This window comes from Rhodococcus sp. GA1 (genome assembly GCF_024321955.1).
GTDB lineage: Bacteria > Actinomycetota > Actinomycetes > Mycobacteriales > Mycobacteriaceae > Rhodococcus > Rhodococcus pyridinivorans.
Genome location: NZ_CP097186.1, coordinates 3,172,437 through 3,185,363, shown reverse-complemented (window position 1 = coordinate 3,185,363; position 12,927 = coordinate 3,172,437). Strand labels below are relative to the sequence as shown.

Below are 12,927 nucleotides of genomic sequence, written 5' to 3'. Positions count from 1 at the left end.
CCCCTGCTGCGCAGCCGGATATGAATCACTTCGACTCTTCTCCGTGGTGTACGTCGTATTCAAGGCTACCTGTGTCCAGTCGACTCCACCGACCCGATCCGTCCAGCTCGCGACAGTATTCCCACACGCCGTAACGGCCGTCGTCCGCGATCACCGAGAGGCGATCGCTGCTGCCGTCGAGATCGGTGTCGGTGGCCACCACCAGACCGTCGCCCCAGTCGCCACCGACTCCCCAGTGCTCGGTATCGGCGACGACCGTCTCGGCGGCGCCGTCACCGTCGAGGTCGGTCATCGGGGCGAGCTCGTCGGCCCAGGCGGCCAACTCGGACGGATCGAACCCGGACGGATCGAAGGGATCGGTGAACGGCTGGGGTGTGCCACCCGAGCCGGCGAACTCGGCCATCGTCTCCCCTTTCCGACCCGGCACGCGCCGGATCGCTCCTATCCGGTTGGACGCACCCCGGCACCTTGCGGTTCCGGGATGTGTCCGAGTGCCGCCAGGTCGCGTTCGCACGCGGCGGTGCGGGCACGCCGCTCGCCCCGGCGACGGGTGATCTCCGCGTCGATCGCGGCGACGCGTTCCCGCACGCGGGTCGCGTGCCGGTCGCGCGCAGCGACCGCGAGCGCGGTGGACTGCAGTTCCGTCTCGTGGATGCGGGTGCGGATCCAGGTGTCGAGTTCCGCCCGTACGGTCGCGAGCTCGTCGGCGATCCACCGCCGCATCCGGTCGCGGTAGGCGATTCGCCTACGGATCCGCATCAGCCATCCGGCGGCCGGAACCGCGCACGCGATCGCGACCACCAGCGACATCCAGCCCGGCAGGTCCCCGAACGGGGTGAGGAGCAGTCTGCCGAGACCCGCGCCTGCCGACGCACCGAAGACCACCGTCAGCGTGTCCTCCATCGACCGCGCGGTCTGCGGTGGGCGGGCGGTGCGCGTGGGTTCCGGCGCCGGAGTGCCCGGTGCGATCCGGGCCGTCTCGTCGGTGAGCCGCGCACACAGGTCGTCGACGTGGGTGTCGATCGTCGTGACCACCGCATCCGCGTCCGCGGTCTCGAGCACCTCGCCCGCGGCGGTGGACGCCGCCCGCACGCGCATCGCGACCTCCTGCAACAGCGTCACCTGCAGCCGGCGCAGGTCGGGGCCGGAGGTCGCGGGTGGTGCTGCGGCTGTGAGGCGGGAGCGCTCCGCACGCAGGCCCCCTTCCTCGTCCTCCGCGCTCAGTCGTCCGATCTCCTCCTCGATCATCGGCCGGGTGGCGGCGACGACCGCGGCGCGTGCTCGTCGCGGGTCGTGTGACGACCGGACCGTGGCGGCCAGGACGTCCCGCAGTTCGACGAGTCCGGACGCGGTGAGCAGGGTCTGCCGGACCGCCTCGCTCGCGTCGTCCTCGAGTTCGCGTGCCCGCCGAGCGGCCGCGGCGCTCACGGGCAGGACCACGACCCTCGGCAGCCAGGATGCGTGCCGCTGCAGGATCTCGACGTCGGCGTCGCGGACCGCACGCCAGTCGGGAAAGCGGTCGATGCCCGTCAGTGCGCAGACGACCGCGATCGACTCGGCTGCCGCCGAGCGGACGAGGTCGAGTTCGGTGCGGCCGATCGTCGCCGACGGGTCGAACACCACGAGGGTGACGGCGCGGCCATCGTCCGTGATGTCCAGCCCGCCCAGAGGTCGTAGCTCCGCTGCCAGCGTGCCGGCGCCGGAACCGGGCACTCCGACGACCCGCACGCCGGTCGCGGCCGGCCGGTGCAGTCCCATCCATCCGCGCGGGTTCCATCGGCGCAGGACGTCGTCGGCCGGATCCACGAGTCCGCTCGGCGGTGTCACCGTAGTCCCGCGGCGACGGACTCCATCGGGTCCAGCCCGACCAGGTCGAGTGTCTGTTCGACGAGTTCGCGCACCTGCGGTGCCGCCGGGACACCCGCCACGACCCGGGCGAGCTCCTCGTCACGTAGGCGGCGCGCCACGACCGCACGCGCGGCGAGCCGTTCCCCGAGCAGTTCCTCATCGCGGACCGCGACCACCTGATCCGGCGGCACCCCCGTCGCACGCGCGACGAGAGCGCACTCGCTGTCATCCGTCCCACCCGTCACCACGAGGACGAGGCGACAAGGATCCACGGCCGTCAGCGCGGCGCGGTCGGCCGGATGGGCGACGGCCGGGTCGAGACGACGCGGCACGACGTAGACGACGACGTCACCGTCGAGGACCGGGTCGGGACCGTCCGGCGTGTCCACTGCCACTCCGCCCACGGCCGCGTCTACTCGCCCACCCTCGATATCGACCCTGCGGAGCAGCAGTTCGCGCACCTGCGTCTCGACGCTCTCCCGGCCGGTCCCGGCCCGCCCCGCGACCTGCACCCGCAGCGCGGCCGTATGCTCGGTCAGCGCCCTGCGAATCAACCGCCCTGCCTGCGCATCCAGTTGTTCGACCTGCGCGGCGAGGTGGTGCCACAACTCCCCCGTCATGATCCCCCGATCGTCGGCGGAAATTGTCGCAGAGAGATCGCTGACAGGCAGCCGAACGAATGCTTCCCTGAGAAAACACTGTGGCCACTCAGGTCACTCCCGCCACACACTCTCGGAATACGCGACAATGGACCGGTGAACGAAGCCGATCAGCACACCACCGAGACGCTCGAGGAGCGCCCGACCCGCGGGAACCGCCTATACCCCAGGGTGACGAGTTTCCGGTCCCGCCGTGGATCGCTGACCGACCCCCAGCAGCAGTGCTGGGACCGTCGTTGGCCCGAACTCGGCAAGGAAGTCGGCGACGAACCGCTCGACGTCGACGCCTGGTTCGGTCGCTCCGCGCCCCTCGTCCTCGAGATCGGATCCGGAACAGGAACCGCCGCGGTCGCTATGGCCCAAGCCGAGCCCGAGGTGAACCTCATCGCCGTGGAGGTCTACAAGCCCGGCATCGCCCAGACACTGCAGAACATCGAACGCAGCTGCAACACCGACGCGCCGATCCGGAACCTGCGGATCCTGCGCGGCGACGCCGTCGAGGTGCTCGAGAAGATGCTGACCACCGCGTCACTCACCGGCGTGCGGGTGTTCTTCCCGGATCCGTGGCCCAAGGCCCGCCACCACAAGCGCCGACTCCTGCAGGCCCCGACGTTCGCCCTGATCGCCGACCGATTGAAGCCCGGTGGAGTGCTGCACGTGGCCACCGACCACGCCGATTACGCCGAGGCCATCGCCGAGGTGGGCGATGCCGAACCGCGCCTCGCCCGCTTCACCGGCACCTCCCCGATCAGCCTCGAACGCCCCGTCACCAAGTTCGAGGACAAGGCACACCAGGTGGGTAGCGCTATCAACGAGTTCGTCTGGGGGAAGATCGGAGCATGAGTGTCCATGAAGAGCTTCCCGGCGTGACCGACCCCTCCGCGATCGACGGTGTCGAGCCGGTCCGAAAGGTCCTGCTCGTCTGGGACGCACCCAACCTCGACATGGGCCTCGGCGCGATCCTCGGCGGCCGGCCCACCGCGGCCTACCGCCCGCGCTTCGACGCTCTCGGCCGGTGGCTGCTCGGACGCACCGCCGAACTGTCGCGTCTGCACTCCGCGACCCTCGAACCCGAAGCCACGGTGTTCACCAATATCGCCCCCGGCAGCGCGGACGTCGTCCGCCCCTGGGTCGAGGCCTTGCGTAATGTGGGCTTCGCGGTGTTCGCCAAGCCGAAGATCGACGAGGACAGCGATGTCGACTCCGACATGCTGGACCACATCGAGCTGAGGCACCGGGAAGGTCTCGCGGGTGTCATGGTGGCCTCCGCCGACGGGCAGGCGTTCCGTGAACCCCTCGAGCGGCTCGCACAGGAGGGCATCGCGACCCAGGTGCTCGGTTTCCGCGAGCACGCCAGCTGGGCGGTGACCTCCGAGATCATCCAGTTCCTCGATCTCGAGGACATTCCCGGTGTGTTCCGCGAACCGCTGCCCCGCGTCAGCCTGGAATCGCTGCCCGACGAGGGTGCCTGGCTGCAGCCGTTCCGACCGCTTTCTGCTCTCCTGGTGGGGCGCAAGAGCGTCGCCGAATAGGAGACTTACGTGTTCGACCGTTGGGGAGAGCTCGTCTACCGCGCGCGCTTCACCGTCATTGCGGTGATGGTCGCGGGGTTGCTCGCGCTCGCCGGGTACGGGCTGAGCCTGAACGATCACCTCAGCCAGAGCGGCTGGGACGATCCCGGTTCGGAGTCCGTCGCCGCTGCCAAGCTCGCCGACGGCACCTTCGGCCGCGACACCGCGGGCGACGTGCTGGTGCTGTACACGGCACCCGAGGGCAGCACGGTCGACGATCCCGAGTTCGCGGCGAAGGTCACCGACAGCCTGAACTCGCTGGTCGCCGAGCATCCCGACGAAATCCTCAAGATCAACGGTGCGTACTGGCCCACCGACGACGCGCCGTCGCTGCCGTCGCTGGCCGATCCGTCGCGTCAGCACGCGATCGCGTCGGTCGCGATCGCCGGCGAGGACGACACGGAGCTGACCGGCAACTTCCGCGAGATCAAGGACGCCTTCTACATCGACGGCGTCGACGTGCAGCTCGCCGGTCTGCAGCCGATCTCCGGCGCACTGAACGACACGATGGCCAACGACATCAAGCGCATGGAGATCCTCGCGATCCCGGCCGTCGGCATCCTGTTGTTCTTCGTCTTCGGCGGCGTCGTCGCGGCCGCTCTCCCGCTGATCACCGGTGGTCTCACGATCGTCGCGGCGAACGGCATCGTCCGGTTGATCACCAACTTCACCGAGGTCAACTCGTTCGTCGCACCGGTCGTCTCACTGATCGGCCTGGGCCTGGCGATCGACTACGGCCTGTTCATGGTGTCGCGGTTCCGTGAGGAACTCGCCGAGGGTTACGACACCCCGGCGGCGGTGCGACGCACCGTCGTCACCGCAGGTCGCACGGTGGTGTTCTCGGCGACGATGGTCGTCACCAGCCTCGGTGGTCTCGTGCTGTTCCCGCAGGGCTTCCTCAAGTCGGTCGCCTACGGCGCGATCTCGGCGGTCTCACTGGCTGCCCTGCTGTCGATCACGATCCTGCCCGCCATCCTGAGCATCCTCGGCAGGCGCATCGACAAGTTCGGCATGAAACGCTTCGGGCAGATCCAGTCGAACGAGCAGGTCGAGAACAGTTTCCTCGGCCGCCTGTGCCGCTGGGTGATGGTCAACCCGATGAAGGTGACCATCCCGACGGTCATCGGCCTGCTGCTGCTCATCATGCCGCTGACCGGCATCAAGTTCGGCGGCATCAACGAGACCTACCTGCCGCCCGAGCACCCCACGCGCGTCGCGCAGGAGACCTTCGACGAACTGTTCCCCGGCCAGCGCGCCGAGCCGGTCAAGCTCGTGGTCCGCGGCGCCGAGGGCGGCGACCTCAACAAGATCATCACGACGGCCAGCGAAGCTCCCGGCCTCGTCGAGAAGTTCCAGATCACCGGCCCCGCGAAGGACGGCGTCCGTGTGCTCAAGGCCGGTCTGACCGACCGCAACGAGTCCGCCGACACCGTCGAGTACCTGCACGCAGCCGAATGGCCCGAGGGTGTCGAAGTGCTCGTCGGCGGCACCCCGGCGATCGAGCAGGACTCCATCGGGGCCCTGCTCGAGACCCTGCCGCTGATGGTCGTGGTCGTCGTGCTGTTGACGACGTTGCTGATGTTCCTGGCGTTCGGCTCGCTCGTGCTGCCGGTCAAGGCCGTGTTGATGAGCGCCCTGGGTCTCGGCTCGACGCTGGGCATCCTCACCTGGATCTTCATCGACGGCAACGGCGCCGACCTGCTCAACTTCACCCCGGGGCCGATCATGTCGCCGGTGCTCGTGCTGATCATCGCGATCGTGTACGGCCTGTCGACCGACTACGAGGTGTTCCTGCTCTCCAGAATGGTCGAGGCGAGATCGATGGGGGCGAGCACCACCGAGTCGATCCGTATCGGTACCGCCCACACCGGTCGCATCATCACCGCGGCCGCCCTGATCCTCATCGTCGTCACCGGTGCCTTCGGGTTCTCGGAGCTGGTGATGATGAAGTACATCGCGTTCGGCATGATCGCCGCGCTGATCATCGACGCGACCGTCATCCGCATGTTCCTCGTGCCCGCCGTGATGAAACTGCTCGGCGACGACTGCTGGTGGGCTCCGGCGTGGATGAAGCGGATCCAGGAGAAGATCGGCTTGGGCGAGCCGATCCTCGCCGATGAACTGATGCCCGAGGACGTTCCCGAGCTCATCACCGTCGGCATGTTCGGGCCGGCGACGGTCGCGGCCACGGGCGCGCACCGCTTCCCGGCAGGTGCCTTCGAGGGCGGCTCCGACCTCACGCAGCCGCTGCCCAAGATCGCTCCGCCGAGGCCGGCCGCCGAACAGCGCAAGCTCCGCGATCTCACGCCGCCGCCGGTGCGACGGCAGGCCCCGGGCCGCCCCCCGGTCCGTCCGGCCGCGCCCGCGTCCGGTCGTCCCCCTGCTGCTCCGCGGAACGGCGAACGGGTGCCGCCCGCAGCCGGGCGTCCGATGCCGGCGAGCCGTCCGGTGCAGCCCGGTACGGGTCCGGGGCGTCCGTCGCGTCCGATCCCGGAGCCGCGTCGTCGCCCGGAGGGTCGGCCGCCGGTGGACGAGCGCAACGGCTCGGCTCTTCCGGGGCTCGGAGGCCCGGAGAAGGGTGTCCCGGAGAAGCCCGAACGTCGTGCCCCCGAGATGCCGCAGCGCGATGTCACGCAGCGCGGTGCGCTCGATCAGACACAGCGCGGTGCGCTCGATCAGACACAGCGCGGTGCGCTCGATGCCACACAGCGCGGTGCGTCCGACCCGTCGTCGCCGTCGTCGGTGCCTCCGCTCCCCCGCCGTCAGCGCGGGGAGGTTCCGCCGCCGCTGCCGCAGTCCTTCATCCGACCGCCCGCTGTCCCGGGCGATGCGGAAGCTCTGCCCGGTGCCCCGGCTCCGCGTCCGAGCGAACCCGGCACCGGTCGTGGACGGGATCCGCAGGCGATCGAGAACTGGCTGTCGCAGTTGCGCCGTACGTCGCCCGGCGGGGAGTCTTCGGCCCAGCGACCGAGGCCCACTTCCGACGCACCGCGCCCCTCGGCGCCGGACTCGCAACGTCCCCCGACATCGGAGGCCCAGCGACCTCCGGCGCAGGGACCTGCCCGACCGCCCGTGCCGGGCACTCAGCAGCCGCCGACGCAGGGCATGCAGCCGCCGACACAGAACGGTCCCCGTCCGCCTCTGCCCTCCCGGTCCCGTGGTCCGGAGCAGCCGCCCCGCCCGGCCGGCGAGCGGCCGGAAGCGCGAGCGGACGAATCGCAGCCGGAGCAGAACGACGCGGAGTCGCGGAGGCGTGGACGCCACGGTCCCGACAGCGGCCGTTCGATCAGCGTCAGTGAGCTGATCGCCCGGCAGCGTCGCGACTGATCTGACGAACGAACTCGAGGCGACCCGCAGAGCGGGTCGCCTCGGGTGTTTCCGGGGTCAGCTGCCGTTGAAGAACTTCCGCAGCCGCGTGGACAGCGGATGGGTGACGTTGAAGCTCCCGCCGCGGACCTTGCCTGTCACCACGACGTGCAGCGGTCCGTACGGCGCTCCGCCGCGCACCTTCGACGACACGCTCGACGCGACGTTCTCGACGCCGTTGACGTCGGCCGTGGCCTCGGCGGGGAGCACGATGTTGATCGAGCTGAGGTAGTCGCTCACGTCGATCCGCACGACCTGCGTCTGCATCACCGCTTCGGTGAAATCGAGGGTCACGGAGGACGCGACGGTGTCGAGAACGACGGCGGGCGGCACGTGCCAGCGACCCTTGCGTTCGATGCCGGAGACGCGGCCCTTGATCACGAGAGGAGCGCCCTGGCCGGTCGCGGGGAAAGCAGCTGCACTCGGCGCGGGGTAGCCGGCCGCACTCGGCGCCGGATAGTGCGCCTGCGACATGCCCGGCAGATTCTGCTCCTGGAACTCGGGCCGGATCTGGATACCGGGCAGGTCGACGAGCACCTGGTTCAGGTCGCCTCGGGTCTTGGCCGCGAGGACGGTGTCCATCCGTTCGGTGAACTCCCCGAGCGAGAGCATTCCCTGCCCGACCGCCCGCTGCAGAAGTTCGCCGACGTGCTCGCGCTCGGCGTCCGACACCCGCAGATCCTTCGGTTCCATGCCTTGAGCTTAACGGGACGAACGGTATGCCTCCGAAGTCGTCGGAGCCACTGTGCGGGGCGCTATTCGAGGCCCTGTTCGATGACGTAGCGGGTGAGTTCGACGCGGTTGGCGAGCTGCAGTTTGCGTAGCGCCGCTTGGACGTGGTTCTCCACCGTGCGGTGGCTGAGCGTCAGTCGCGCTGCGATCTGTTTCGCCGACAACCCTTTCGCGACGAGACGCAACACTTCGGTCTCCCGGCCGGTCAGGGTCGGTGGGGGTCTCCGGTCGGCGACGTCGTTCGACATCCGGCGGTACTCGCCGAGCACGAGCCCGGCCAGTCCGGGGGTGAAGACGGCCTGTCCCCGCGCGGTCGCGAGGACGGCGTCGACGAGTTCGTGCACCGAGGCGCTCTTCACGAGATAGCCGGACGCGCCCGCCTTGACCGCGCCGAGGACGTCGTCGCGTTCGGAGGACGCCGACAGGACCAGCACCCGGCTGTCCGGGGAGACCTCGAGGACCGCGCGGGTCGCCTCGGTGCCGGTGCCGTCGGGCATCGCCATGTCCATGAGCACGACGTCGGGGCGGACGACGGCGGCACGGCGCGCGGCGCTCGCGACACCGTCGGCCTCGGCGACGACGGTGAACCCGGCCTCCTCGAGGTCACGTCCGACGGCGTTGCGCCAGATCGGGTGGTCGTCGACCACCATCACGCTGACGGTGCTGCGTTCCTCTGTGCTGTTCTCGTGTGTTTCCGCGCTGAGCTCGGCCACTCATTCCCCTTCGGTACCCGGATCTCCCATTCGGTTCCTTCGCCTACATCGCTGTCGAGCAGTGCGACGCCGCCGAGCCATTCCGCTCGCCCGACGATCGACTTGGACACCCCCATGCGTCCCTGTTCGCGAGCTTCGTCGAGTCTGCCCGGTTCGATCCCGACGCCGTCGTCCCGGATGCTGAGTACGATCTCGTCGCCGAGATCCTCGAGGAGGATGTAGGCGGCGGCACCGGCGCCGGCGTGCAGTTGCGTGTTCGACAGCGCCGCTGTCGTGAGCGCCGCGAGTTCCTCCGCTCGATCCCGCGGGATCATGATCGGGCCGGCGGGCGCGGACACCGTCGCACCGGTCCCGGCCCTGGCCCGGACGAGGGCGGTGAGGTCGGCATGCTCACCGCCGCGGTCGACGTCGGTGTCCTGTTCGGAGATCAGCTGGCGCAGCGCGGTCTCCTGTTCGCGGGCCAACTCGGCGAGTTCCGTCGCATCACCGCCCAGCTCGAGTCCGCGCCGCTGCACGAGCGCGAGCACCTGCAGCACGCCGTCGTGCACCTGCCGGGCGAGCCGGTCCCGTTCCTCGGTGGCCGCTGCCACGCGCACGGCCTGCTCGAGTTGCCGGTGCGCACTGCGCGCGGTGGTGGTGGCGAAACCCATTGCCACACCGCACGCGACGAGCACCGGCGCCGTCGCGTCGCGCCACAGGTCGAGGTTGATCTGGTCGCGCACCACCGCGCTGACGACGGACATCAGCAGCGCCGAGCCGATGCCCGTGAGCGGACCGCCGAGGATCGCGGCCGACAGCACGGCGTTGGCGACCCACAGCGTGGTGGGCATGGTCTGGTGGTTGCTGTACCAGTCGTGGTCGGCGACCAGCCGGGTCGCCGCCATCAACGCGACGGCGAGGATCTGGTCCACCACGGTGACCGTGCGGCGCAGTCGTGCCTCGCGGGAGAGCAACACCGCCGAGACGAGCGACCACGTCACGAGCACCCCGGTGAAGAACCACGACAAGCCCGGACGGGTGTAGTTCACGACGGTCGAGAACTGCGATCCCACCGCATATGCGACGGTCACGAGCCGGAAGACCTGGGCGGCCCGCCACAGGGGTGCATCCGCGTCGGGACCGGTCGGAGGCGGCCTCATGTGTACGTTTCGCACCTTTCGTCACAGTAGGTGGGGCGAGTGAATCCAACCACTCCGCGCCTCCAACAGTGACCGCCCCATCCTGTGACCGTCCGCACAGTGGTTTGATTTGAAGTCGTGCTGAGGTCGTACCGAGCTGTCGCCGCCACCTTGCGGAGTCGTTGGCCGCTCTACATGGTCTCCATGGGCGCGTCGAACCTGTTCGGTGCGATGCTCGTGTTCGCCTTCGTCCGGTACGGCATCCCCATCGCCGAGACCGACGCCATCATCGCGGATCGGGTCCGCAACTTCGCGGTCTTCGCGGTGTACCTGGTCTTCGCCGGCATCGTGAGCCTCGGCGCCGCAGCGATCACGCTGCGCTCTGTCGTCCGGTGGCAGCTCCGCGGCGGCCCGCCCACCCGGGCCGAACAGATGGCGGCCCTGCACGCCCCGCTGCGACAGGCGATCGTGCACCTCGGTCTGTGGCTGCTCGGCGGCGTGCTCTTCGTCTTCCTCACCGCCGAGGAGATGCCGTCGCTCGCGGTGGCGGTCTCGGTCACCGTCGCAATGGCCGCGACCAGCACCTTCGGTTTCACCTACATGCTCGGTGAACGCATCCTGCGGCCGGTCGCCGCGCGGGCGCTGAGCGAGGGGAACTTCGACCGGACGATGGCTCCCGGCGTCGGCACGCGCCTGGCCATGACCTGGGGCCTGGGCACGCTCATGCCGGTCGCCGGGATCGTGCTGCTGTGCGTGACGCAGTTGAGCGCCAACACCGACTTCGACGCCGACGCGCTCGCCCTGTCCGTGCTCGCTCTCGCGGTGACGTCGATCGGTCTCGCGCTCGTGTTGTCGCTGCTGACGTCGGCGCAGATCTCCGACCCGATCAAGCAGTTGCGCTGGGCGATCGAACGCGTGCAGCGCGGCGCCTCGGGAGTGCAGGTCGAGGTGTTCGACGGCAGTGAGATCGGACGCCTACAGGTCGGCTTCAACCGCATGATGGCCGAGTCCGACGAACGCCGGCGTCTGCGGGAGTTGTTCGGTCAGCACGTCGGTGAGGACGTCGCGCGCCGGGCCCTGCAGTACGGCACCGAGCTCGGTGGTGAGACGCGCTACGTCGCGGTGCTGTTCGTCGACATGGTGGGTTCGACGGCGACGGCCGCCGAGCGCCCGCCGAGCGAGGTCGTCGAACTGCTCAACGAGTTCTTCCGTGTCGTCGTCGAGGTGGTCGACCATCATCACGGCTTCGTCAACAAGTTCATGGGCGACGCGGCATTGGTGATCTTCGGCGCTCCCCTCGACCGGCCGGACGCCCCCACGGCGGCGCTCGCGGCGGCCCGCGAACTGCGTTTCGCTCTGGACGAGATCACCGGACTCGATGTCGGGATCGGCGTGTCGGCGGGACTCGCGGTGGCCGGCAACATCGGCGCGGCGGAGCGCTTCGAGTACACGGTGATCGGCGACCCGGTCAACGAGGCCTCGCGCCTGACCGAGCTGGCGAAACTGCGTCCGAGTAGGGTTCTCGCGTCGTCGAGCGCGTTGTACTTCGCGGACGACGAGGAGCGCAGCCACTGGGAACTCGGCGACGAGGTGCAGCTTCGCGGCCGGCGGCGGATGACCCATCTCGCATGGCCGGTTCGCTATCCCGGAGCCCCCGGAGAAGCGAACGGGACGGACACTTCGACGGACGAGTGACGGTCCGTCCCGCGACACCCGCGAACGACGCGGAACGGCCACAGCGCCCTCTTCGTGACCCGACGGTCGGTTACGGTGAACAGCGTGGCGCAGCCGCACGACGATCCTCCATGCCCCGACGCCACGCCGCGTCGGGGCTCGTTCCGGTGGATCAAGTGGGTGTCGGCGATCGCCCTCGTGGCTCTGCTGACGGTCGAGGCGATCTACCTGTGGCCGACGATGAGCGACTCGTGGCGCGCGGTCACGGAGATGCACTGGGGCTGGTTCGCGGCGGCCGTGCTGGCGCAGATGATCTCCCTCAGCGGCTTCGCGGGAGTGCAGCAGCGACTGCTCCGCGCCGGCGGGGTGCGCGTCGGGCACTGGCGTTCGGCGTCGGTGATCTACGGCAGCACGGCGATGGCGGTGACCCTGCCCGCAGGTCCGGTCTTCTCCACGGCCTTCACCTACAAGCAGACCCGCAAGTGGGGTGCGACCCCCGTGGTCGCCTCGTGGCAACTCGCGGTTTCCGGCGTCATCGCGGCCGTGACCCTGGCGTCGGTGGGCATGATCGGTGCGTTCGCGGTCGGCAGCCGGATCAGCCCCGTCACTCTCGTGTTGTCGCTCGCGGGCGCGATCGCGTTGATCTTCGGCCTGCGGTACGTCGCGAAGAACCCCACGTCGATCGAGGCGGCGGGCACGTGGGTGCTCCGTCGGGTCAACCGCATCACGAGGAAGCCGAGGGACACCGGCTTCGACGTCTTCGAACGCACCCTCGCGCAGCTCGAGTCCGTCGAACTCGCGCGTCGCGACGGTGTGGCCGCGGTGGCGTGGTCGGCCGTGCACCGTGCAGCCGATGTCGCGTGCCTCGGACTGGCGTGTTGGGCTGTCGGCGGCTCCCCGTCGGTGGCGGGGTTGTTCATCGCGTTCGCGGCGGCGAAGGCCGTGGGCAGCGTGCCGCTCGCACCGGGCGGCCTCGGATTCGTGGACGGCACCCTCATCGCGACGCTCACCGCTGCCGGGCTGAGCGCGTCGCAGTCGCTGGCAGCGGTCTTCGTGTATCGGATGGTGAGCTTCGCGTTCGTGGCCCTGGCGGGCTGGGCCACCGTCGCCGCGATGTACCGGGGCAACGGACCCGACGAGATCGATCCGATCGCCGAGCGCGCAGAACACGAGCGCAGCGCCCTGGAGCGGCGGCGGCGTCCGGTCGAGAATCCCGAGCCGGCGTGATCCACCTCACGATGTAGTT

The 12,927-nt window shown here is 69.6% G+C and carries 11 protein-coding genes; 5 read left to right on the top strand and 6 right to left on the bottom strand.

Annotated elements, in window-relative coordinates:
* Nucleotides 1-25: 25 nt before the first annotated feature.
* From M3330_RS15130 to M3330_RS15120, 3 genes are read right to left on the bottom strand one after another with little or no spacing between them, the layout of a single operon-like run.
* The gene (locus tag M3330_RS15130; protein WP_255025273.1) at nucleotides 26-403 is read right to left on the bottom strand and encodes a DUF6802 family protein; all 378 of its coding nucleotides are present in this window, start codon (nucleotides 401-403) and stop codon (nucleotides 26-28) included.
* 38 nt (nucleotides 404-441) lie between these two features.
* Complete coding sequence (locus M3330_RS15125; protein WP_255025271.1) at nucleotides 442-1,827, bottom strand: hypothetical protein; 1,386 nt, start codon at nucleotides 1,825-1,827, stop codon at nucleotides 442-444.
* Nucleotides 1,824-2,468 carry a hypothetical protein gene (locus M3330_RS15120; protein ID WP_039585086.1) on the bottom strand — a complete coding sequence of 215 codons (645 nt, stop codon included), beginning with the start codon at nucleotides 2,466-2,468 and terminating at the stop codon, nucleotides 1,824-1,826. The genes M3330_RS15125 and M3330_RS15120 overlap by 4 nt, the downstream gene beginning before the upstream one ends.
* 135 nt (nucleotides 2,469-2,603) lie before the next feature.
* Between M3330_RS15120 and trmB the strand changes: the two genes are divergently transcribed.
* The 3 genes from trmB to M3330_RS15105 are packed head-to-tail and all read left to right on the top strand — an operon-like array spanning nucleotide 2,604 to nucleotide 7,405.
* Entirely contained in the window at nucleotides 2,604-3,350 is a 747-nt protein-coding gene (gene trmB / locus M3330_RS15115; protein WP_006552698.1) for a tRNA (guanosine(46)-N7)-methyltransferase TrmB, read from the top strand.
* Nucleotides 3,347-4,039, top strand: coding sequence for an NYN domain-containing protein (locus M3330_RS15110; protein ID WP_006552699.1), 693 nt, complete (start codon nucleotides 3,347-3,349; stop codon nucleotides 4,037-4,039). The genes trmB and M3330_RS15110 overlap by 4 nt, the downstream gene beginning before the upstream one ends.
* A 9-nt stretch (nucleotides 4,040-4,048) precedes the next feature.
* A complete protein-coding gene (locus M3330_RS15105) occupies nucleotides 4,049-7,405 on the top strand; it encodes an MMPL family transporter (RefSeq protein WP_033096321.1) in 3,357 nt (1,118 codons plus the stop codon).
* Between the two features lie 57 nt (nucleotides 7,406-7,462).
* On the opposite strand, the gene M3330_RS15100 is transcribed toward M3330_RS15105, so the two are convergent.
* The 3 genes from M3330_RS15100 to macS all read right to left on the bottom strand — a co-directional run bounded on the left by M3330_RS15100 (nucleotide 7,463) and on the right by macS (nucleotide 10,028).
* Entirely contained in the window at nucleotides 7,463-8,137 is a 675-nt protein-coding gene (locus M3330_RS15100; protein ID WP_006552701.1) for a DUF1707 domain-containing protein, read from the bottom strand.
* Between the two features lie 62 nt (nucleotides 8,138-8,199).
* A complete protein-coding gene (locus M3330_RS15095) occupies nucleotides 8,200-8,826 on the bottom strand; it encodes a response regulator transcription factor (RefSeq protein ID WP_006552702.1) in 627 nt (208 codons plus the stop codon).
* Nucleotides 8,826-10,028: a MacS family sensor histidine kinase gene (gene macS, locus M3330_RS15090; RefSeq protein WP_006552703.1), complete on the bottom strand. Its 1,203-nt coding sequence runs from the start codon at nucleotides 10,026-10,028 to the stop codon at nucleotides 8,826-8,828. The genes M3330_RS15095 and macS overlap by 1 nt, the downstream gene beginning before the upstream one ends.
* A 174-nt stretch (nucleotides 10,029-10,202) precedes the next feature.
* On the opposite strand from macS, the gene M3330_RS15085 reads away from it, so the two are divergent.
* Nucleotides 10,203-11,702, top strand: a complete 1,500-nt coding sequence (locus tag M3330_RS15085; protein WP_039585012.1) for an adenylate/guanylate cyclase domain-containing protein — start codon at nucleotides 10,203-10,205, stop codon at nucleotides 11,700-11,702.
* A gap of 84 nt (nucleotides 11,703-11,786) precedes the next feature.
* Entirely contained in the window at nucleotides 11,787-12,908 is a 1,122-nt protein-coding gene (locus M3330_RS15080) for a YbhN family protein (RefSeq protein ID WP_228044692.1), read from the top strand.
* Nucleotides 12,909-12,927: the final 19 nt, after the last annotated feature.

Bases quoted from the DNA above. Each gene is read 5' to 3' on its own strand.
- M3330_RS15110 (WP_006552699.1), top strand. From the start codon at position 3,347: ATGAGTGTCCATGAAGAGCTTCCCGGCGTGACCGACCCCTCCGCGATC.
- M3330_RS15095 (WP_006552702.1), bottom strand. From the start codon at position 8,826: ATGGTGGTCGACGACCACCCGATCTGGCGCAACGCCGTCGGACGTGAC.
- M3330_RS15130 (WP_255025273.1), bottom strand. From the start codon at position 403: ATGGCCGAGTTCGCCGGCTCGGGTGGCACACCCCAGCCGTTCACCGAT.
- macS (WP_006552703.1), bottom strand. From the start codon at position 10,028: ATGAGGCCGCCTCCGACCGGTCCCGACGCGGATGCACCCCTGTGGCGG.
- M3330_RS15100 (WP_006552701.1), bottom strand. From the start codon at position 8,137: ATGGAACCGAAGGATCTGCGGGTGTCGGACGCCGAGCGCGAGCACGTC.
- M3330_RS15120 (WP_039585086.1), bottom strand. From the start codon at position 2,468: ATGACGGGGGAGTTGTGGCACCACCTCGCCGCGCAGGTCGAACAACTG.
- M3330_RS15085 (WP_039585012.1), top strand. From the start codon at position 10,203: ATGGTCTCCATGGGCGCGTCGAACCTGTTCGGTGCGATGCTCGTGTTC.